Origin of the sequence: Polynucleobacter arcticus (assembly GCF_013307205.1) — a bacterium.
Lineage (GTDB): Bacteria > Pseudomonadota > Gammaproteobacteria > Burkholderiales > Burkholderiaceae > Polynucleobacter > Polynucleobacter arcticus.
This window is the reverse complement of record NZ_CP028940.1, coordinates 296,897-318,134: the sequence shown is the minus strand read 5'-3', so window position 1 is coordinate 318,134 and position 21,238 is coordinate 296,897. Positions and strand designations below refer to the sequence as shown.

Genomic DNA, 21,238 nt, shown 5'->3' with positions numbered 1-21,238 from the left:
CATCAATCCAGCCAATAAAACAGCCGCCACACCCACCACAATGAGCGCAGTAACAGTAGCCGAGCCACGCTCACGGTTAACCAAGAAGCGGTCTTGCATTAGAGTGCCCCGCCCATGAGACAAGAGCGCGTAATCGGAAAGGTCATGTCCTTTACCCACCACTGCATCGTCACACCTTGAGAATCAGCAACAAGCGGTGTGCTGGTGCTCGCACTTGGATTTGCCCCTACCCCACTCACAACTGCAGTCTGAACCTGAAAAGATTGGCGCACGATAGAGGGTAATTCCAAGCTCACCAAAAGATCACTTGAGCTGAGATCGGGATCACGCGCAATACCCGTCCATAAAGCACCCGCATCAGTTCTTTGTGTCAGCGGTCGACTAGTCCAGCGCTGTAAGCCTGCAGGGCCAATCACGTAACCTGCGATTAACCATGCATCGCTATTGTCTGCACGGTAACGACGTAAGAACCAAATATTTTTTGCGCCAGCCGCTATGGGACTAGTGATTGCATTTCCCGATGCCGAACTAGCCGAACCGGCCAAGCTAGCAATCTCATCTTTGCTTAAGGCAGACTGACAGTCGCGCTCAAACTGACGCACCAATTGAGCATAGTCAGCGTCTTGATTGGCACGTTTATCAATCACCTCATTCCCCCGAATCATGGCATCCATTCCGCGCCAAGCCATCAAGCCGACTAATGCCATGATGACTAATGCCACTACCATTTCCATTAAGGCGAAGCCGCGATCAGATTGTTTGTCATTAATCGCGCAGGCTGAATCACAAGATGGCAATACAAGTGGTGTGTGATTGCTCACATTACACCGCCAGTCGGATTAGAGACCACTGTAGTTAACCAGGCTAAGCGCGGGCCACTGGCTACTTCAGCGCTATCAGGGCTCGATATGTACACCGTGAGCTCGACTCTTCTAAAAGCCGGATTGGGAGTGCTGATCACCTTGCGTTGACAGACAAAAACATAACTTGCTTGAGGACAGCTAAAGGTAGTGGTACCTAGCTCTGGCCATACACGAGTCGCACGCAAGCTCATCAGGGCATTGTCTGCGCTCCACAAAGCCATCGTCCGCTGGGATACAGCTAACTGCGTATCAGCCCCATTAGCAATTGCACGAAGGCCTGCCAGCATGGCAATGCTGAGCACTGCCAGTCCGACCAGCACTTCAACGAGAGCAAAACCATTGCGATCTGCATTCAAAGATTGGCTCATGGCTTATTCCAACTAAAGCGCCCATTGCGATTACGAATCAAAAGAGCTTGGCGTATTTCAGAATTGGTGGTTTGTCTAATCGGAATTTGCAACACTGCTGTTACCTGCTCACCACCCAGTGTGAGCAACAGCGGCGCCATATCGACTGGCTTGTACCAATTTTTTGCTTGATACACGTCGGGCATCAAGCCGCTAGAGTTACTGAAGTTCGGTGGCACATTGCTAGCAGCACTACCCGCAGCGCCGGGAGTAAAAAAGCGCCAGCCATTACTGTCCACTTGTGCAATCATTGTCATGCCGGACATCGCACTTTCGTCTTGCGCTAAATTGAGCGAAGCCACCAGTTGATTTAAGTTGTCTCGCCAATAGCGATCATCGTGATTCGGTATCGCTAAGACAGCAACCGCCATCACAATGGCAAATATCGCAAGAGCTACCAGTACCTCAATTAAGGTGAAACCAGCCTGAGCCTGGGCTTGATCATGCTCATGATCCTGAGCACGACTGCTTTTACGCAGCATGCTTGACTGAGGATCCCCCGTGGATAGCTTACTGCCAGTTACCGATATCGGCATCAGTTCCGGTTCCACCGGCTTTACCATCTGCACCAAAGCTAAAGACATCGATTTCACCACGAGTACCTGGATTAGCGTATTGGTATGGATTGCCCCAAGGATCTTTTGGAATGGAATCTAAATAACCACCTGCTTTCCAGTTCTGAGGAACAGGTTCAGAAGTGGGTTTTTCTACTAAAGCTTTGATTCCTTGCTCAGACGTGGGATAGCGGCCAATATCTAAACGATATAACTTAAATGCTTGTACCAAGGTGCCCACATCATGCTTGGCTGCAGTGGCACGCGCTTCATCAGGGCGACCCATGATCTTTGGAACAATCAACGTAGCCAAAATACCGATAATGGCAATGACCACCATAATTTCAATTAAAGTAAATCCCGCCTCACCACTTTTGCGATTCAGCGTTTGGGCTAATTCAGAGCGAACAGGGGAGTTTTTGGATGATTTATGACTAAACAGGCGTAGATTGCAGAAAGACATAAACATGGCACTTTCATTGATTTAAACTGGTCTAAATTTTATAGGTATTTTGTTACTTTGAGCGAATTTATCAAGCAAATGCGAACACGCATTAAAGAAGCAAAAACAGTCGTCAACCCGCGACGAAATGACCATGCCCAAAAGACATCTCCATCTGCTGGCAACAAGCTCAATACTATGCTCACTGCCAATAGCGCATTCATCAGCCCTATAGGAGTCAGTAGACTCTTGACTTACATCTTGATGCTCGCGTGCGCTGTCTCAGTTACCTATTGGCTCATGAGAGTGGCACAAGTTCCTTCAGCACCAGGACAGAGTGCCTTAGGCATGAACAAAGGCATGACCTTGTATTCCAATCAAGATGCTAGCGCTGCTTATGACCTATTTGGCAATAAACCATTGGTCACTGAAAATATCTACCTGCAGGGTATCGTAGTTACCTCCAAGAATAAAGATGGCTCCTTAGACGGCTTTGCTATTTTTGAAATTGATGGCAAGCCAACGAATGCTATTAGTGTTGGCGAAGGACTCGGTAAGGGCCTAACCTTACACAGCATTGGTGATGAATCAGCCACCCTTTTGTATCAAGGTCAAAAACTGGATTTCAAATTACATAAGTCAGGTCCTGCTAAAGGTAATCAAAGTGCTAAAGGCGCCAGCAAGAAATAAGCAGATGAAGAGCGCCGTTCTACGAACATCGCTTTCAATATGCCTCACCCTAGTTGGGCTTACAGCCCTTGTACGGAGTGCACATGCGCAGGCACAAACTACGGCACCTACATCAACGACATCAAGCAATGCCCAAACAAGCTCAGATACCAAAGCTGATAAAAGCGATAACTTCTTTCAGATTCTAGAACCTAAGACCAAAAGTCAACTCTGGATTAATCCGGGCATGGTTTCGTATCACTTTCAACAAGATAAGAATCTGAATGGGGGCAACTGGGGTGCAGGCTTGGAGTACCGCTTTAATACCGTTGCTTCAGTCACAGCCGGACGCTTTTACAACAGCGACCGCGCCTACTCTAACTATGCTGGCGTGTATTACCAGCCCATTGCCATTGGCCCAATCAAAGTTGGCGCTGTCTTTGGTGGGTTTAATGGATACCCCCAAACCAATAACGGCGGCTGGTTTGCCTCAGCAGTACCAGCCTTAACTTGGGAAGGGAATTGGGTAGGAGCAAATGTGTTTCTCATTCCAACCATTGGCGATCGTGTGCATGGTGCTATTGCACTACAGCTCAAAATCAAGGTATTTGATTCAACGTGGTAGCTGGCTAATAAAAATCCTCTGATGGTGGGTTGAGGGAATGTTATTAAAAAGTATGAAGCTGCGATTAGTAACTGCAGTTAATTACTTTGAACTAGGCACTAAGGCCGACACTTAAGAGCATCAGCAGAATATGAAATCCGATCAACAACAGCGCCTCCATAAACTGGCTAGCAAATGCTACCCATTGCGAATCCATGCCCTCAAATACAGTTTCTGGCTTGGTATGGCGCCAGCACTTGCTTTTGCTCAGCCTCAGCATATCGGGGCTAACCCTTCTAGCGCTAAAACCATTTCCAGTCCTTTTGGGGTCAGAACTAGCCCGTTTACTAGTGAACATGAGCAACATAATGGGGTCGATATTCCATCGCAGGCTGGGAGCCCGATTCTGGCAACGGGAGATGGCAGAGTGACCTATGCTGCTTACGCTCCTGGGTATGGCAACTTAGTAGAAATTGATCATGGGCAGGGTTATTCCACTCGGTATGGGCATGCACAAACCATGTTGATTAACAAAGGAGATCTCGTTAAGCAATCGCAAATCATTGCTACTGTAGGTAGTACTGGCAGATCCACTGGACCCCATTTACACTTTGAAGTCAGTTATTTAGGCAAGCCGTTCGATCCCATGCTCCTACTGGCAGGTCACTATCCCAGTAAGGACCCCAACAATCAGAATATCCTGATTTTTACCTCCAAAAAGCTCAAAGCCCCTGGTCAACTAGCCCAGTTCGCCAGCGGGAAAATGAAGCCAGAGGTGCTGTATTCCTCTAAAAATACCCGGCCCTCGGGAGAACCCTATGTGATTGTGCGATCGCGGATTACAGGGCCGACTAATTAAAAAAGCTAAAACTGCGATCCTTGAAGCGATTGATATCAACAGCTATGGTTAATACTGACTTAAATTATCTAAACAAGAAATAATAGAATTTATAATGAATTGATGATTAGCCTGTTAACCGCTTTTTTTGTATCCTTTATTGCGACTATTCTGATTATTCGCACCCAGAAATTGCATGGAGGATTTAGCGGCGATCACGATCTTGCTGGACCACAAAAGTTTCATATGGGGCCTGTTCCCAGAATTGGTGGGGTTGCCATTGGTCTGGGCCTCTTCTTTGCGATTGCTCTACGCTATGAAGAAGACGTGTCGAACTTTACCGAATTGTTGCTCTTATTTTGCGCTATCCCTGCATTTAGCATTGGTGTTGCAGAAGACATTACCAAGAAAGTGAGTGTACGTACTCGTCTTATGTTTACGGCATTTGGGGCGCTACTAGCCTGCCTTTTTTTGAATGTACAAATTCAAAGTCTAGATATTCCAGGATTAGATTATGTATTTGCTCTACCAGCAGTGGCAATACTGTTCACCATATTTGCTGTGACTGGCTTAGCCAATGCCTTCAACATTATCGATGGCTTTAATGGGCTATCGAGCATGGTAGGCATCATCTCTTTATTGGGGCTGAGCTATATCGGCTTTAAATTCAATGATCCAATGATCTTATCTATGAGCTTGATCATGGCAGGCGCCATCTTAGGGTTCTTTATTTGGAATTACCCCAGAGGCTTGATCTTTTTAGGCGATGGTGGTGCCTATCTCATTGGTTTTTGGATTGCGATCATGAGCATTCTTGCAGTTAGCCGACATGGGGAGATTTCTCCTTGGTTTGCATTGATGCTCAATGCGTACCCTATCTTAGAAACAGTCTTTACTATCTATCGCAGAAAATTTCATCAAGGCAAGAGTCCAGGCCATCCGGATGGCATTCACTTTCATTCACTGATCTTTAGACGCATCCTCAATAAAACCCACATTACTAGTGAGAGTGATTGGTTTAGCGCCAATGCCAGAACATCACCCTATCTTTGGGTACTCAGTAGCCTAGCAGTCGTTCCAGCAATTTTGTTTTACAACTCCACTGCCATACTCATTGGATGCTTACTAATCTTCATCATTGCCTATGTATGGCTCTATAAGCAAATCGTGACATTTAGAACGCCACAATGGATGCATCCCCAATCCTAGACTCACTTAAAAATACTGATCTACTATTTCAGCACCATCAGTACACGCAGTATTTGCCAAATGAGAATCGCTACCAAGAGACTGGCGAGTACCACTAGCCTCAATTCAATCCGAAATAACTTCACTCTTTTGTGCACATATTCAATCGATAACATGAAGACTCCTTTAGGTTAGAGGATCAGTCAAGCCTAAAGTACGAAGCGGAATAAATCAGTCGATAGATACTGAAGTGAATGTAGGAATTGGTGCGTGCGATAACAATACATCGCCATAATTGAAGTGGAATTAATTTTCGCCAGCGTTTAAAACGACAAGCTCAAAAAGATAGCGGCATCTGCGATCCGCAGTCTCATACATATGAATCAAGATAATCTGGTCCTTAATTAGTCATCCGTGATGTGACTATCTGATTACTCTCAAGGAATCCACCAAATAATAAATAGCGCACCATGACAGAGCCGGTCAATCCCAATCCGAACCCGAATCCGAATCCGAATCCGAACAGTCTACTAAATAAAACTATACAAAAAATCAGTGGCGCCTATGCTCCAGCCACTATTCGCGCCTATAAGGAAGACTTTATTTGTTTCATTGCATTTTGTGATGAACATAGCTTAAGCTCACTACCAGCCATACCCCAAGCAGTTTGTCTTTTTATAAAAAGGCTCATTGCCATTGGCAAGTCCTCAGCCGGCATTCGCAGGGCGATATGTGGACTGTCATCAATACACCAGCTTAATTCATTTACTGATGTAACAGCTCATCCCGATGTCAAACTGGAAATGAAAAGAATGCATCGCCAACTGGGGCGCTATAGAAAACAAGCTCACCCCATTACATGGGAAACTTTAAGTAAATTAATTCCTGAAAATCTCGAATCCATCCGAGACTACAGAGATAGAGCTCTGCTATTAATTGCCTATGACACACTGGCCCGCCGAAGTGAGCTGGTCTCCTATCAAGTGAATAACTTATCCACACATACCAAAGGGGGAAACACTTATTACCATATGCGCATACGGAAAAGTAAAACTGATCAAGAGGGCGACGGCAGAATCGCCCACATCAGAAAGTTAACTTATCTAGCAACTCAAGAGTGGATACAGCAAGCCCAAATTACTGAAGGATTTTTATTTAGAGGGATAAGCCGAGGAAATATCCTGCTAAAAAGTCTTGGTGGGGGTCAAGTTAATCGCATCTATAAAAGGCTGGCTAAAAGCGCCAATCTCGATCAATCTATCATCGATCAAATCAGTGGGCACTCTATGCGAGTAGGTGCTGCCCAAGACTTACTCACATCGGGCGCCAGCATGCCCATGATCATGAGTAGAGGAAGATGGTCCAAGACGGATACCGTAATGAAATACATAGAAAACTTCACTAGCCCTTATGAAGAAATTGAATAGGGTCATCTTCGCCATCTTTTATTAATGTATCTATGCACAATTTTGATTAGCAATTACTTCGTAGCGGGACTATGCTCTAGGCTAGTTGCAGTAATCGAGTTTCGAAGTCAGTTTTTTTTCAAGCACCACGATCCTTTACGGCTCGATTCGAAAGAGCGATAGCCTTTTCTTGAGGGCCTTCAAATGTGATGGTTTCTGACTTGAAAATTGGCTCTCCACTATCCGCTTTTTGCGCCACTTTTCGTGCGCGCTCAAAAAATCCTTTAACTGCACCAGTACGAATAATCACTTTCGTCATTTCGAGCCATCTGTTGATGAACTTACGTTTTGTTCTGCAAGCTTGTAAGCGATCTAAAAGGCCAGCATGCGGATCTTCAATCTCACGGGTCAATGCTTCTAAATAAGTAGTCTTGTCAGTGCCAACCCAATCAATAGACATGTTCGCACGAAAACATCACTCAGCATGAACCAGAAGCATGGCACGTCTATTGCCATCTAAAAATGGATGACCCTTGGGACAATGCACCAAAGGCAGGATTCATATAGGCATTTAAAAAATTATCTGCAGCTTTTAAGAAAATGGCCTTACTAGATAATTCACTAAGCTTGATGATTGACTTGTAAATTTCCCATAAAGAAATATTATTTGAAGAACAATGCTAAGTAATTAATGTCGATAATTTGGCTAATACTTCATCCATTACGTCAGTCGAAACACCCTCTAACTTCTTTGCTTTTCTTGCCACCAAGTCCAGCACCCTGAGTTGATCGCACCGGGCCACGCCTACTGTTTTAGAGCCTACTAGGTCGACTGTAAATCCAGCAACTCTTGCAAAATTTCCGCCTGTTGTGATGGGCACCACCATTGGCGTCTTCGTTAACTTGTTAAAAGATCCTGGCGAAACTACGAGCACAGGACGCATTCCCTTTTGCTCATGGCCAGAAGCAGGGTCTAATGAAACCAAATAGATATCGCCTCGATTCATTACAAGATCTCATTGCCAACTGGAGCAAGCTCAAGCCATTGCTTGTCCTCTTTGGGCATTTTGGCTTTCGTATCGCATTTTGCCAATAAATCAGTCAATTTATATTTAGGCTTGGTAATAGGCTTTACTACTAAGTGACCTTCTAGCAGCGCAACATCAACCATTGAACCCGAATGAATCTTTAACTCCTCTAAAAATGCGGGCGAAACCGCCATCATTATCGAACCACCTACTTTTCTCAAGCTTGTCTGCATTTCCTGCCCCCTTGAGTTATATAAAAATATAACACGAATTTTACCATGTTTAAATATTATATAAATATATAACTTGATAGATGAGTCTGATACTAGCGCCTAGCAGGCATAACTCTCAAGGCTAATTGTGGATAAGTAAATCTCGTAGTATGAGTTTTCCAAGGGGTATATCCCCCATATGTAAAGCAGAGAGCGCCTCTTGAAGTAAGGCTAGCCTGAAAGCAGGATCACGCACCATTCGCAAATAGACTGTTTCTTTAAATGATTTAGTTGATGGCATTTTTGGTGCGCTTTCTATTAAATCCTTGGGAGAATCAAGACCATTCCACGTAATGAAAGAGCCTCTGGTAGAGCTTTGACTTTATGCAGCCTTGGCTACCTTTTCTTTCTTGGGGTGATTTTGATCATCCTTTGATTTTGATCTTGCTAAGCTTTGTTTTTCCAAAGCCTCAATCGCAACCATCTTCAGCTCACCATCGACAAACCGCTTTAATGCTTCCCGCATTAAAGGCTGATAGCCCATTTGGTATTTCCCACCCAAAAGCTTGAATGTATCAATTAATTCTCTATCCAGCCGAATGGAGATCATTTGCAAACCCAATGCATCATCGATTTGATCGCCAAGCTCTTTGCTAGCTGCCACGGCATATTTACTATCTCTACCTAACTTGCCACTTTCCCAAGCGTCCTGGGCGGCTTCAATCTTTTTTGTTTTTTCGTTTGTAGTCATCACTGTCCTCTATTTCAATTATCTGCTTTTGATTGCCAACACTTTTAGTAATTTTCAGACATTGTATTGTATATACTAATCTCTTCATCATTTGGAGGAAATGCGCTTTTCAGGTGAATCATGCCTTCTATGAAAATACAAACAACCTTGATCAATATACCTCTATCATTTTCAGATATAAACCACTCACTCAATGGCTCAGTTTTATTTTCTGGTCGTGTTTCCAGTAAATAAGAGCGCTCTCTATTCCTAAAGCACTGCTCCACGTCAATCCGCCTTAAACCATGTTTTTTGATTAGTTTTTCTTCAGTATCGGGGCTAATTAATGAGGTTTTTCATGAATGTTCCATTAATTTGTATATACAAATTATACTTTATAATTTCTAATAGAGCAATACAACTCAGCCAAAAATAGGGTTAAGCACACACAATTAACCACCCGATACTAGCCCATAGAAGGCATCAAATCATTAACCCTCATTCGCCCGCTTTTGCTGCTTTGATCATCTTTTCCACATCAGCATTTTGATGAATAGCGTCTATAAAAATTTGGGGATTACGTTTTGCAAATACCCTAAACACTTCATCAGCAAATGCTTGGCCGATCATATCGACCCCCTTAAAGTTCAAGAGTACGGTTTCAAATTGATCAACGCGATTGAGTATTCGCTTTGCCTGTGAACGGGATACTAACCTTTCCCCCTCATAAAGCGCTAACTTGACTGGTACCACTGTTTTATTAAACGCATAGTCTTGATCTTCGTTGCCAGTATATTCATCAAAGATGGACTTTAATACTCGATCCGTATTTAGAAAAATCTCCATATAGATCTTGGTTCCCTTTTGATTTTTTTCTCTATGTAGTAAAAAATCATCCTCATATACCTCGAGATGTGAAAACGCTAAATCGCCTGACACAATAAAAAATTCATCGAAAGCCCGGGAAGTAAAAAAGATACCCTGACCAGTATGATTATCAGGATCTGTAGTGAGCTTTCCTTTGCTTAGCTCCAAGATTGACTCTCTCGGATCCCTCAAATTCTTCAAGCGAGCAATGTGATTGAAGATCCCCTCTCCATCATCCATGATGGTGATAGCAATTTTTTCTGCACTTCGCTCAACACCAATGACCACCGTCACTCCTAGAGAATGGTCAATGGCGTTATTAAGCATTTCTGTAAAACCATAATGACAAATACTTTCTAATTCACGAGGTAAGTCGGCAAAGATCGACCCAAAATCACGGTAATACACATCGGACTCTTGTAAATCTTTTAGCGAGAATATGCCTGACTCAGATCGATTGACTCCCAGCTGATAGGTGCGTCCCTTCGTATTGCCAACGGCAACTAAATAACCTTGCTTTATTAATGCGCTTAAATGGGCATGCACGGCTTGCCGGGATATCCCAAATGCTTCTGTAGCGTCTAAAATAACGTTACTATTTTTAGTCTTAATGCCGCTTAGCAAGAAGCGACGAATAATCTCCGAGCGTTTTGTCGTGGCAAGAGTCATTTCACCCTTTGGTTATTTGTAAAGTATCTATGTATTATTGTAAAGTTTTGTTTATTTATTGTAAAGTTTTTTACAAAAAAATCATCTCAAAATGTGTCACGATACATTGAGTTAGGGAGCCTAACTAACCAATTAACCCGAATATAGCTCAATTCAAACAGCTATTTCGCTCCACCCCTAGACATCTATAGTTTTTGGTCTTGGTCACAAATCATTGTCTACCAATTGATGGCCCATGTGCAGCCACATCCTCTGCAGTTAAATTACCCGAGCTATCACCCAACAGCAATTTCCTAACCTGAATAACGGTTGCCAATTCATTAGAATCTGCATTTCGATTTATAACCCCTTGAACCATCTTTTTATAGATATCTTTGGGCAGCCACATAGCTAGCTCCCATGAAAGTTGATTTGCTTTTCGATACTCCTCTTCAGACGAAGAGTTTTTAAGTGTATTTGCTAGAGCAAGATACTCCGCTACTTTTACTGCCTGCTCTCTACCCTTCAATTCCCACTTCAAAGCTTCAGAAAATTGAGTATGGTCTTTTTGAGTTTGCAATTTAATCTGCTCAGCAACCCATAATGGAAAATAGTGTCGCGCTACATAAGCAAACACACCAAAAAGAAAAATTTGGATGAAATACGGGCCATAATTTAATTTGGTTAAATCAATAATCCATTGCATTGCTTTTTTCTTATGCAGCAGCCAACAAGGGTTTCGCTACCAATGGAGCAATTGCAGGATTACTTTTAAATCTCTGTTGCACCTCCCACAAATCAACAGCTTCTTGCATATGCAGCCAACTCTCTGGCGTTCCACCAATCACCCTAGAAATTCTGACGGCCATCTCAGCGCTGACACCTCTTTTTTCATGAAGGATCTCCGAAACGCTTAAACGACTCACGCCTAAGTAATTTGCAAAGGCAGCTTGAGTAATTCCTAGATCAGGCAAAACATCCTCGCGCAACAGAGCACCTGGATGGGTTGGCTTGCGGTTTGGGTTTCTTAAACTTCTCATCGCTTTAGTCATTAGTGATAATCCTCCAAATCAACTTCAATCATATTATCGCCATCAAATTTAAAAGTGATACGCCAGTTTCCCGATACGACGATTGAGTAAACGCCTTTGCGAACCCCTTTTAACTGATGAAACTTAAATCCTGGTAAATCCATATCTTCCGGCATGATCGCAGCGTCTAAACGATCCAACATTCGCTCGATTCTGGCAGCGAACTGCGCTGGAATAGCTTTATAGCTTCCCTTAATAAAGAAGCTCTCCAGCCCTTTATGACGAAACGATACGATCATGCTTTTCCTTTTTTATTATTGTAATGCGTACAATTACAATGTCAAGGAAGCCATTACATAAAATTTGAGGTCTGAGACATGGCATTAGCGCACCGATCACTACCCTACTCAAGCTCTAAAACAGATCCCTTTAGAGATTGATATACGGCCCAGTTGAGAATCAGTCTGTTTTGTAAAAAACGGCTTTTTATTTGATGCCGCCCGTATCCGCCCTCTTTAAAGGGCCCTCTTTATTCAGCCTCATGAGCCGGTGGCGAGACATCGATTGCATCTCTTTGTGAACTGCTGTCAATTTAGGTCCACTACCAAAGAGAGTTTTTCTATAGTAAATCATTGCAGCAACATGGGTTGATTTTGTATTATTTGGGGTACTTGGGTTTGGGGTGCTGGTGGTCTGTAACCTAAAGCGCTATGCGGCCTGACATGGTTGTAATGCTTAACCCACTCCCCCACGATGATCTGGGCTTCTTTTAAGCTATAGAAGATCTCCCCATCCAAAAGATTGTCTCTAAAGGTGCCGTTAAAGCTTTCACAAAAGCCATTCTCCCAAGGGCTGCCCGGTTCAATGTAGGCTGTCTTTACTCCAATGCCAGATAACCAACTACGCAGCTCTTTAGCAATAAATTCTGGGCCATTATCACTTCGGATGTGCTCGGGGATGCCGTGAGTAATCATGGCGTTGGCCAGTTGTTCAATCACTTGGATTGAGCCAATTCGTCTAGCGCAGTGGATCGTTAAACACTTTCTACTGAACTCATCAATCATGGTCAGCATCCGGATCTTGCCACCATAAGCGTCCCTGATAAAGACAAAGTCATAACTCCAAACATGATTGGTATGAGTAGCTCGCAACCTCATACAGCTGCCATCGTTAAACCAGAGTCTGCCTCTAGGAGGTTGCTTTTGTGGGATCTTTAGGCCTTCTTGCCGCCAGATGCGAGCAACCTTGGCGGTAGTCGCTTGCCCCCAACCAGCGTTACGCATCATGCCCGCAATAAATCTATAACCGTAACGGCCATAGGTGCTGGCCATGCGGATGACTTCGGCTCTAAGGGGCTCTTCGTCATCTCTAGGCAATGGCATATAGCGATACGCTGCTCTAGATAGCCCCACTAAACTGCAGGCAGTCCGCTCAGAGATAGAATGCTGGTCCATGAGCAGCTGCGCTGCATTTTTACGCCTAGTAGGGCTTAGAAGTTTCCCTTAATGACTTCCTTAAGCATGACTTCTCGTAGCGATAAGTCCGCTACGAGCTTCTTGAGTCGGGTATTTTCCAGTTCTAGATCTTTGTACTTACGAGCTTGATCGACCTTCATGCCGCCATAAATCTTGCGCCAACGATAGTAGCTTTGCTCTACCGTTCCCACTTCTTTACAGGCCTGGGCTAGGGTTTTGCCGTTCGTTGTCAGGACATCGATTTGACGCAATAAGGTGACGATTTGCTCGGGTTTAAGACGTTGGCCTTTTGCCATATTTAGCACTCCTTTAAGGTGAAGATTATCAAAAATCCTCTCTTCTGGAGTGGTACTAAAAATCAAGTCAGTTCAATCTAAGATTGTTACTGGAATCGCGCTATGGTATGGGGATGGAAGCTCATAATACTTCCAACCCCCCGCTGAAATGACAAATTGCGCTTTTTCTTTCAAATTTAATTTGGTTGATTTCACAATCGGCGCTAAGTACGCTACTCGGGCGAGCGCATTATTTACAGGCCAATCATAGATATGCAACGGCCACATGTGAATCATTGGCTGATCTAATTTCTCTAATACATTAATTAAATCATCAAGCCTACCTGGAATAACTGCATCATCATCTCCTATGATGATCACATACTCACCGCGACATTTCGAAAGAGCAAATTCATAGTTATCACACATGGACAGGCGCTTTCCAGTATTAAAGTACTGTATGCGATTATCAGGAAACAAATCCACCACATTCTTAGTTTTAATATCACTATTGTTATCACTCACAACTACTTCATAATTATTGCTTTTTTGTGCTAGTGCAGTAGTTAAGGTATAAAAAAGCGTATCTTCTCGATCACGAGTAGGGATTACGATACTAATTAGAGGGTTAGGCAACTCAGAAACCTCATTTCTATTTTTCTCACTCATCTTGGCAGGCGTCAAGATCTTGCTGATAGCTTAAATGGTTGTAAACACCGATTAGATTCTCAAACCTTATCTTCGAATCTAAACGATCTTTAATGGAATGCTGACCAATTAATTGACGAAGTAATGTAATTATTTTTTTAGCTAAGTTGATAGGAACAATACGAAGTAGGGTGAATAATGTAGCCATTGATGTGCCATACAAATAACGTTCTTGCACAGTCATTAACGACTTTAGGCTAACAATCTCTTTTAAGGGTAGTGTTTGATCATAATAGAACCTTTTATAACAGTGGACTATTTGTAAAAATCTATACCTGCTGTAGTTGGGCTCCTCATTTAATGCTTTTATATGATTTAAAAATAAAGTCTCATTTGAAAGCATCCAAGAGTCATTGTAGGAAGTTCCGGGCAATAGGATATTTAAAATTTTAGGTGAATGTCCTTCCTTTAAAGTATTTTTAAGAAATTGAACGCCTTCATTAGGTCGATTATTGAAGTGAAAGAATCCATAAGATTTTGGTGTGATTCCTATGATTACCATAGGACTTGGATAGATCAAAATCTTTGAAGACTTTAAAAACAACATTGGAGTAGCATAAAAGTCAGGATAAGGTGACTTAAAAAAATCTCCATCAATTGATAACTCATTTATTTTGCGTCTACTTATAAGCGAGAATTGCATATTTGATGCAACGGGCATTGAAAAATTAAGATACCCATCTACTATTTTTCTAGCTATTGACGAATCTAGAATGTATGGCTTATTGCCCCCTAATAATTTATTGATGTCTCGGCGTAAAAAGCCATTTGGGGAATCAGGCATAACACCTGGATAAGCAAAAAAATATGCGCTTACATAAACAAAATCAGGATCTGGAAATAATTCCATAGCGTCCATCATTCTTGAGAAGTAATTTGGAAGTAATCCATCGTCGTCCCCCAGCATAATTACGTATTCACCAGTACTGAGTCTTAAGGCATTGTTCCAATTGTCAGTCACAGGGACAAATGTATCGGTACGTATATAGTAAATACGTGGATCATTCAGAGATGCGATATACCCAGCAATATCATCCTCAGAGCAATTATCAGAAACAATGATTTCCCAATTCTGATAATCTTGCCGTAAAACTGTCTCTATTGCATATCGTAAGTATTCAAGTCGATTTCGAGTTGGAAGTAAAACTGAAAATTTCATATTTTTGGCCTCCTAAAGACTACCGTATAGGTACTCCCCCTCCATCCAGTTCTTTCAATTGGTATTAAAATTTTTGCCAATACTCGACCGAATAAATGCACTATCGATCCTAAGATTTCACTAGCAAAGAAATTTTTAAAACTAAATGCCCAGCCAAAACCATTAAAGCCATTAGCGCTTTTATCGGAGGATGTTATTAGCTCTGGCTGCAAGCCAGCAGCTTTTAACCTCTCTGAAACCAACTCAATAGGTATCAAAGTTACGTGGCGGGGGGCATCAATATGAGTCCAATACTTTCCCAGCACTCTAAACTGGAATGCATTTGGGTTTGGGGTATCAAATATCAGAACTCCACCAGGTGACAAGTGTTCAGCAGCTAGATCAAGGACAGTCATTGGGTCAACTAAATGCTCCAAGACTTGCCAGAAGACGATGACATCAAATTTAGGTAATCTAGATAAGGCAGCAGAGGTATCCATATCATTCACTACATTGATTCCAACAATATCTCTCAAGTACTCGCAGCAGCGAGCATCCATCTCAATAGCGGTAACATCAAACCCGGATTGCTTGGCAAGATGCGAGAAGAGCCCATAGGCTGGTCCGATTTCAAGTAACTTACCTTTTTTAGCAAATCGATTAACTAAATCAATCTTCCATTGCTGTAAATTTTTTGCCCTTGCATCATGCTCAGAGATGCTATTCGGAACATCATAGTAGTCAGTCTGATAGTATTCTCCAAGATTATTTGGGACCGGATCAAGGAAGACTAATTTACAGTTAGGGCAGCGATAATAAGGGAAAGATTCCTTAGAAACTCGGCGGTTATAGTCTTCCGCCTTAAAAAAAAGGGGAGAAGCATGGCTGCAGTTGAGACAAGTAGCTGTTTTCATATTTAAATTGAATTTTATGCTCAAAAAATGTTTTTTAAACTATGTCCGAATAAGCTTACCTTTAAAGTTTTAGGTAAAACTAAATATCCAATTAGAAGATATAGGAAAGAGCTTAACAATAATATTAATAATTCTGCAGATTGCTCAAAGCTAAAAATAGTTGAAAATATTTTAAATGGTACGTACGAAACAAGAGCAACAAACAATGCAGGAAAAACAATCTCTATAAATAATTTGGAGACTTTAATTCTAAGAATATTTACACTGACTGCCTTCGATAAGAGCAATATGTACCCCAAATTAAGCAAGATCCAGCCAATAGCGGCACCAACTCCACCAAAATTTTCTATAAGAAAATAAAGGGTCACAGTATATGGTGCTATAAGAATTAAATTAACCCTAAGATGCCAATATGGTTGGCCACTCGCTATTGCAACATTGTATAAATTCGCATTAATAGCTGAAAGCCATGTGCCAAGTGCAAGGAGTAAAAATATGCTTGACGTATTGAGTGCAGTATTTTTATCAACCCAAATAGAAAGAAGTAGGTAAGGATAAAAAACCATAGCACATGCAAAAAAACCTACCGCCAAAAGAATTAATAGTGATGATTTTTCATAGCGGCTCATAAGGTCTGCCTTGTTATTTGATTGAAGCGAATTTGCTAACCAAGGAAGAGCTGCAGAACTAATTGAACTTAAAACTAGACTCAACCCAGTGACCGCCATGTAGGCGAGACTGTAATACCCCAAAATTTCCAAGGTATTTAACTTACTTATCATTAATCGATCCATCTGGACAATAATGATTGCCAAGATTGATAATGCATTCATACCAAATGAGAACCTCCACACTCTTTTTATCTCGTCTATTGAAAAGTGCTTAAATAAAGAGAGGTCTGGAAATGCTCTTCGGCATGCAAACCAATAACACCCCAACTCAAATAGCCCACTAATTGCTACCCAAATTAAAAAAATATCTAGATTGCGCCAAATAAGCAAGACGCCAATCCCTCCTCCTAGACGGAAAATGGTTACGCCGACTTTAACTATATTTAAAACTTGCATACGCTGAAGGCCGCTCAAAATCCCAACATACATAGCAACAGGCCATCGTAATCCCAAATAAAGACCTATAACCCTCACACTAAAAGTGAGAGTGTCCTGACTTACTTCACCCGGAAGAAACCACCACTGAGAAATTGGCTCTGCAAAGACTATTATCAATATACTAATTAAAACTGCAGCTAACCAATACACCCCTGAAACAGTTGAAATTAAACTTCGGCAAGTCACTTTATTTGGACTACTATCAATAGCCAGTTCACGCGTCAAGGTGCTAGATAAACCAAGGTCAAATACCGCAAATATTACTTGAAGAGTGGCGATAAAACCGACTATTCCATAGGCTTCGATACCTAAAATTTTTATCTGGAGGGGCGTGATTACCAATGTCAGAAGCGTGACCACGCCCGTCCCAATAAGATTGGCTGCAATATTACGCTTAATCAGAGAGCCCTTGATAGTCACTAATCTTTACCAACTAAAATTTGATTAAGTTTTTTTGCTGATGCCCAAAATGCAAGCGACTCATAGTCTGGATAAGGGAAGCTCCCAAGCTGAAGGGAAATTTTTGCATTTCTGCCGGATACCCACCCTTCCACCAAACTTCGAATAGAAATAGGGGATCCCGAGCCAATATTAACGATACCTACATTGGAATCCTGAAATATTAATCTTACTAAATTTTTAGCAGCTATTTCTATTGGAAGGAAGTCGCGAAGTTGATCCCCTTTAGACATTTTAAAATTCACTTCACCATTGTTAATAGCGCTCATCAACAGAGAATATATAGAGCTAGAAGCCTGCCCATTCCCATAAAGATAAAAAAGACGTGCCCAAGTTAAATTAAACTCTGATTTTTTTTGTCTGTATTCGAGTTGCTCGCGTAATGCATTTTTTGCAAACCCATAGGGATTTGTGGGGCGCACCGCCATTTCTTCACTCAACTCCCCCGACGCCATTCCATACTCAAAACATGTCCCCGTTACTAATAAGGATGGAAGTCCCGAACTAAGAAGTGAATTTAAAAACGCATACTGCTTAGGAAGTTCAGTTTCGAAATGATGTAAAGATCGATAATTTGGTAAGCCCTCCCAGGCAAGATGGATCAAGATATCTGGTCGCCCTATTCTTTCGTAATCATCCGGAGATGGAGAGGTCATATCCAAATATTCATACTGAAATTCCTCTGGAATTATCAAAGGGCGTTCTTTATGGCGTCCTGTAGCAATAATTGAATCAACGTCACTACGCGAAACTAATTCGCGTAGTACATATTGACCAATAAAACCTGTTGAACCAGTTACTGCAATCTTCATAAGACTTTAATTGCAGGTATTGCTATAACAAATTGAGTGCCAAGCTTCGATAGGTTAGCATTTTGCTCAATAACTTCTTTTGCAATATTCCAGGGCAAAATGACGACATAATCGATATGCGCCACAGATAATGCTTCGGGTTTTAGTATGGGGATATGACTTCCCGGCATATATTTATTTTGTTTGGCGGCAGCAGCATCACAAACAAATGGCAGTAAATCAGGTTTGACTCCCGCATAGTTAAGCAATGTATTACCCTTAGCGGCTGCACCGTACGCTGCTACTTTTTTACCCAACTTCTTTTGGGCAATTAAAAATTCTAAAAAGTCATTTTTAATTACGTCGGCTTTACTTTGAAATGCACTATAGATCGTCAGATCTTGTAAGCCGCGTTGCTTTTCCCGATCAAGAATTTCCTGAACAACCGGCAAGTCCTGGCGATCGTCAAATTCATGGCAACCGTAGATACGTAAACTTCCACCATGCGTAGGTAATTCCTCTACATTCCATATGCGTAAACCTGCCGCTTTAAATATTTTGGCAACGGTATATAGAGAAAGATAAGAAAAATGTTCGTGATAAATAGTGTCAAATTGATTAAATTCAACCAAACGCATCAAGTGCGGAAATTCCAAGGTAATGGTTCCGCTAAGCTTTAATGCTGCTTTTAATCCACGGGTGAAGTCATTAATATCGGGCACATGTGCATAAACGTTATTCCCCGCAATTAAATCGGCTGCACGACCTTCTTTAGCCAATTGTTTGCCTAGCTGCTCACCAAAGAATTCTCGTAAAACAGGAATACCTAATGCCTCTGCCGCAGCCGCAGTACTAGCTGTTGGTTCAATTCCTAGACAGGGAATACTGTTAGCCACAAAATTCTTAAGCAAATACCCATCATTGGAAGCCACTTCGATAACAAGACTCTTTTCATTTAATCCCAACTCTTGTGTCATTTTTTCAGAATAACGTTTGGCATGCTCTAACCAACTAGTGGAGGTGCTTGAAAAATAGGCGTATTCAGAATCAAACAATTCATTCGCCTGCGCGTAATCCTCAGTCTGCACTAACCAGCATTGGTCGCACACCATAACCTTTAAAGGGTAATACTTTTCTGGCTTAGTTAAATCACTCTTCATTAAATACGCGTTAGAAGGTGGTGCAAAACCAAGGTCTAGGAAGACATGGGTTAGCTCAGCCAAACAGTGACGACACTTCATAATTCAATTCCTTCAAATAAATCATTTAATAAGGGATGCTCAGAATCTCTTGCTGAAATTTCATAAAAATCTAGAGGCCAATCGATTGCTAAATGGGGATCATTGGGGCGAATGCCGCCTTCTGCTGCTGGCTTATAAGGGGCTGAATGCAAGTAAAGCAATTCGCAATCATCAGTGAGTGTTTGAAACCCATGTGCAAAACCTTCCGGGATTAAGAGCGCTCGATAATTTTCAGAAGATAATCTTTCTGCATGCCACTGTAAAAATGTGGGTGAATTTTTTCTCAAATCGACAGCCACATCCCAAATTTCTCCCTGCAAGCAAGAAATTAATTTCATCTCGGCATATGGTGGGTTTTGAAAATGCAAGCCCCTAACTGTTCCCCGACTTTTGGTCATCGTTTGATTGATCTGAGCAATCGGCTTTTTCCAGCCAGCATCTTTTAACTGATCGGCACAAAAAATACGCGCCAGATGACCCCGGCTATCTCCAATTGGCTTACGCTCAATCACTTTTAAGTCGAATAGGGGGGTATCGATAATAGAAAATTGACTCATACTGATTCGTTGTTACTATTTTTTGCTTCAATAAAAGCCAAAATATCTTCTTGGCATAATATTTGCGCATCTTGATTGGTGGCCTGTAACTGATACCAATTGATGGTTCGTTTTATAGTTTCATGCAGACCCCAACGAGGACCCACATCCAGCGCCGCCCGTGATTTTGATACCTCTAAAGAGAGTAGCCCTGCCTCATGTGGACCTTGACTACCATCACCCCAGTCCACCTCACCAGATCCATAAATATGGCGCGCCAACTTGATAACACTCCCCACGGTAGCCGCCTCATGGGTGAGTGGGCCGAAGTTATATGCGCCCGATAAGGAGGCATCTGTATATAGTTTTTCGGCAAGCACTAAATAGCCATTAACTGGCTCTAGCACGTGCTGCCATGGACGAACTGCATTGGGCCTACGAATTTCTAGGGGTGCGTTATTTTCCCATGCACGAATAGCATCTGGTATGAGTCTATCCTCGGACCAATCACCACCCCCAATCACATTACCGGCACGGGCAGAAGCTACGGCAACGCCTTGCTCTTTAAGGTAAGAATCCCTAAAAGAAGAAATCACAATTTCACTAGCTGCTTTACTGGCGCTATAGGGATCATGACCGCCCAATACATCGGTCTCCCGATATGGATAACTATGTTCTAAGTTTTTGTAAACCTTATCCGTGGTAACGCATACAACCGACTTTACCGATGGTAAATCTCTTAATGCATTAAGTACGTTAGCAGTACCCATCACGTTTGTCGCAAAAGTGGCTAGAGGATCTTTGTAGCTTGATCTAACTAAGGCCTGAGCTGCTAGATGCAACACAATTTCTGGATTAGCACTTTTAATTACGCTCGCAATAGCATCTGCATGACGAATATCGCAAAAATGACTCTCGATCAAATCGCCAACCTTAGCAAGCGTAAAAAGATTGGGCTGAGTTTGGGGTGGCAGACTGATCCCACACACAATTGCCCCCATCTGATGGAGCCAAAGAGCCATCCATGCACCCTTAAAGCCAGTATGCCCAGTAAGAAGCACCTTCTTGCCAGACCAAAATTGGGGAGATGCATTGGTCAACATAT

General features: G+C 42.2%; 27 protein-coding genes. 5 read left to right on the top strand and 22 right to left on the bottom strand.

What is annotated here, in order from left to right; all coding sequences use genetic code 11:
- Positions 1–98: 98 nt before the first annotated feature.
- From DN92_RS01780 to gspG, 4 genes are read right to left on the bottom strand one after another with little or no spacing between them, the layout of a single operon-like run.
- Entirely contained in the window at positions 99–821 is a 723-nt protein-coding gene (locus tag DN92_RS01780; protein WP_173959638.1) for a PulJ/GspJ family protein, read from the bottom strand.
- The gene (locus DN92_RS01775) at positions 818–1,231 is read right to left on the bottom strand and encodes a type II secretion system protein (protein WP_173959637.1); all 414 of its coding nucleotides are present in this window, start codon (positions 1,229–1,231) and stop codon (positions 818–820) included. The genes DN92_RS01780 and DN92_RS01775 overlap by 4 nt, the downstream gene beginning before the upstream one ends.
- The gene (locus DN92_RS01770; protein ID WP_173959636.1) at positions 1,228–1,752 is read right to left on the bottom strand and encodes a prepilin-type N-terminal cleavage/methylation domain-containing protein; all 525 of its coding nucleotides are present in this window, start codon (positions 1,750–1,752) and stop codon (positions 1,228–1,230) included. Before DN92_RS01770 ends, DN92_RS01775 begins: the two co-directional genes overlap by 4 nt.
- A 28-nt stretch (positions 1,753–1,780) precedes the next feature.
- Positions 1,781–2,293, bottom strand: a complete 513-nt coding sequence (gene gspG, locus DN92_RS01765) for a type II secretion system major pseudopilin GspG (RefSeq protein WP_302479688.1) — start codon at positions 2,291–2,293, stop codon at positions 1,781–1,783.
- 72 nt (positions 2,294–2,365) lie between these two features.
- Between gspG and DN92_RS01760 the strand changes: the two genes are divergently transcribed.
- The 4 genes from DN92_RS01760 to DN92_RS01745 all read left to right on the top strand — a co-directional run bounded on the left by DN92_RS01760 (position 2,366) and on the right by DN92_RS01745 (position 5,586).
- Entirely contained in the window at positions 2,366–2,956 is a 591-nt protein-coding gene (locus DN92_RS01760; RefSeq protein ID WP_173959635.1) for a hypothetical protein, read from the top strand.
- 4 nt (positions 2,957–2,960) lie between these two features.
- On the top strand, positions 2,961–3,560 hold the full coding sequence (locus tag DN92_RS10625) for a hypothetical protein (RefSeq protein ID WP_254598316.1): 600 nt from the start codon (positions 2,961–2,963) through the stop codon (positions 3,558–3,560).
- Between the two features lie 130 nt (positions 3,561–3,690).
- Entirely contained in the window at positions 3,691–4,398 is a 708-nt protein-coding gene (locus tag DN92_RS01750; RefSeq protein ID WP_173959634.1) for a M23 family metallopeptidase, read from the top strand.
- Positions 4,399–4,500: 102 nt separating this feature from the next.
- A complete protein-coding gene (locus DN92_RS01745; protein WP_173959633.1) occupies positions 4,501–5,586 on the top strand; it encodes an MraY family glycosyltransferase in 1,086 nt (361 codons plus the stop codon).
- A gap of 23 nt (positions 5,587–5,609) precedes the next feature.
- On the opposite strand, the gene DN92_RS10675 is transcribed toward DN92_RS01745, so the two are convergent.
- Positions 5,610–5,741: a hypothetical protein gene (locus DN92_RS10675; protein ID WP_302479687.1), complete on the bottom strand. Its 132-nt coding sequence runs from the start codon at positions 5,739–5,741 to the stop codon at positions 5,610–5,612.
- Between the two features lie 294 nt (positions 5,742–6,035).
- Between DN92_RS10675 and DN92_RS01740 the strand changes: the two genes are divergently transcribed.
- Positions 6,036–6,992 carry a site-specific integrase gene (locus DN92_RS01740; protein ID WP_173959632.1) on the top strand — a complete coding sequence of 319 codons (957 nt, stop codon included), beginning with the start codon at positions 6,036–6,038 and terminating at the stop codon, positions 6,990–6,992.
- A 118-nt stretch (positions 6,993–7,110) separates the two neighbouring features.
- Here DN92_RS01740 and DN92_RS01735 read toward each other — a convergent pair whose 3' ends face one another.
- The 17 genes from DN92_RS01735 to rfbG all read right to left on the bottom strand — a co-directional run bounded on the left by DN92_RS01735 (position 7,111) and on the right by rfbG (position 21,236).
- Positions 7,111–7,431 (bottom strand): hypothetical protein, encoded by a 321-nt coding sequence (locus tag DN92_RS01735; RefSeq protein ID WP_173959631.1) that lies wholly within the window; start codon positions 7,429–7,431, stop codon positions 7,111–7,113.
- A 220-nt stretch (positions 7,432–7,651) separates the two neighbouring features.
- Positions 7,652–7,978 (bottom strand): type II toxin-antitoxin system PemK/MazF family toxin, encoded by a 327-nt coding sequence (locus tag DN92_RS01730; protein WP_173959630.1) that lies wholly within the window; start codon positions 7,976–7,978, stop codon positions 7,652–7,654.
- Positions 7,978–8,232, bottom strand: a complete 255-nt coding sequence (locus DN92_RS01725) for an AbrB/MazE/SpoVT family DNA-binding domain-containing protein (RefSeq protein ID WP_173959629.1) — start codon at positions 8,230–8,232, stop codon at positions 7,978–7,980. The genes DN92_RS01730 and DN92_RS01725 overlap by 1 nt, the downstream gene beginning before the upstream one ends.
- 361 nt (positions 8,233–8,593) lie before the next feature.
- Positions 8,594–8,962: a hypothetical protein gene (locus DN92_RS01720; RefSeq protein ID WP_173959628.1), complete on the bottom strand. Its 369-nt coding sequence runs from the start codon at positions 8,960–8,962 to the stop codon at positions 8,594–8,596.
- Positions 8,963–9,439: 477 nt separating this feature from the next.
- Positions 9,440–10,477: an STAS-like domain-containing protein gene (locus DN92_RS01715; protein WP_173959627.1), complete on the bottom strand. Its 1,038-nt coding sequence runs from the start codon at positions 10,475–10,477 to the stop codon at positions 9,440–9,442.
- 211 nt (positions 10,478–10,688) lie between these two features.
- A complete protein-coding gene (locus DN92_RS01710; RefSeq protein WP_173959626.1) occupies positions 10,689–11,162 on the bottom strand; it encodes a hypothetical protein in 474 nt (157 codons plus the stop codon).
- Between the two features lie 10 nt (positions 11,163–11,172).
- The gene (locus DN92_RS01705) at positions 11,173–11,508 is read right to left on the bottom strand and encodes a HigA family addiction module antitoxin (protein ID WP_254598315.1); all 336 of its coding nucleotides are present in this window, start codon (positions 11,506–11,508) and stop codon (positions 11,173–11,175) included.
- Positions 11,508–11,786, bottom strand: coding sequence for a type II toxin-antitoxin system RelE/ParE family toxin (locus tag DN92_RS01700; RefSeq protein ID WP_173959625.1), 279 nt, complete (start codon positions 11,784–11,786; stop codon positions 11,508–11,510). The genes DN92_RS01705 and DN92_RS01700 overlap by 1 nt, the downstream gene beginning before the upstream one ends.
- A gap of 330 nt (positions 11,787–12,116) precedes the next feature.
- A protein-coding gene (locus DN92_RS01695) for an IS3 family transposase (protein WP_173959624.1) occupies positions 12,117–13,258 on the bottom strand; the annotation gives its coding sequence in 2 pieces (ribosomal slippage) (positions 12,117–12,991 and positions 12,991–13,258; 1,143 coding nt in all).
- Between the two features lie 72 nt (positions 13,259–13,330).
- Positions 13,331–13,906, bottom strand: coding sequence for a glycosyltransferase family 2 protein (locus DN92_RS01690; RefSeq protein ID WP_173959623.1), 576 nt, complete (start codon positions 13,904–13,906; stop codon positions 13,331–13,333).
- A complete protein-coding gene (locus DN92_RS01685; RefSeq protein WP_173959622.1) occupies positions 13,899–15,104 on the bottom strand; it encodes a glycosyltransferase family 2 protein in 1,206 nt (401 codons plus the stop codon). Before DN92_RS01685 ends, DN92_RS01690 begins: the two co-directional genes overlap by 8 nt.
- Positions 15,101–15,997, bottom strand: a complete 897-nt coding sequence (locus DN92_RS01680; protein WP_173959621.1) for a class I SAM-dependent methyltransferase — start codon at positions 15,995–15,997, stop codon at positions 15,101–15,103. The genes DN92_RS01685 and DN92_RS01680 overlap by 4 nt, the downstream gene beginning before the upstream one ends.
- A gap of 20 nt (positions 15,998–16,017) precedes the next feature.
- Positions 16,018–17,526 (bottom strand): lipopolysaccharide biosynthesis protein, encoded by a 1,509-nt coding sequence (locus DN92_RS01675; protein ID WP_173959620.1) that lies wholly within the window; start codon positions 17,524–17,526, stop codon positions 16,018–16,020.
- On the bottom strand, positions 17,526–18,377 hold the full coding sequence (locus tag DN92_RS01670) for an NAD-dependent epimerase/dehydratase family protein (protein ID WP_173959619.1): 852 nt from the start codon (positions 18,375–18,377) through the stop codon (positions 17,526–17,528). Before DN92_RS01670 ends, DN92_RS01675 begins: the two co-directional genes overlap by 1 nt.
- Positions 18,374–19,597: a class I SAM-dependent methyltransferase gene (locus DN92_RS01665; RefSeq protein WP_173959618.1), complete on the bottom strand. Its 1,224-nt coding sequence runs from the start codon at positions 19,595–19,597 to the stop codon at positions 18,374–18,376. The genes DN92_RS01670 and DN92_RS01665 overlap by 4 nt, the downstream gene beginning before the upstream one ends.
- On the bottom strand, positions 19,594–20,154 hold the full coding sequence (rfbC, locus tag DN92_RS01660; protein ID WP_173959617.1) for a dTDP-4-dehydrorhamnose 3,5-epimerase: 561 nt from the start codon (positions 20,152–20,154) through the stop codon (positions 19,594–19,596). The genes DN92_RS01665 and rfbC overlap by 4 nt, the downstream gene beginning before the upstream one ends.
- Positions 20,151–21,236 (bottom strand): CDP-glucose 4,6-dehydratase, encoded by a 1,086-nt coding sequence (gene rfbG / locus DN92_RS01655; protein ID WP_173959616.1) that lies wholly within the window; start codon positions 21,234–21,236, stop codon positions 20,151–20,153. Before rfbG ends, rfbC begins: the two co-directional genes overlap by 4 nt.
- Between the last annotated feature and the right edge of the window lie 2 nt (positions 21,237–21,238).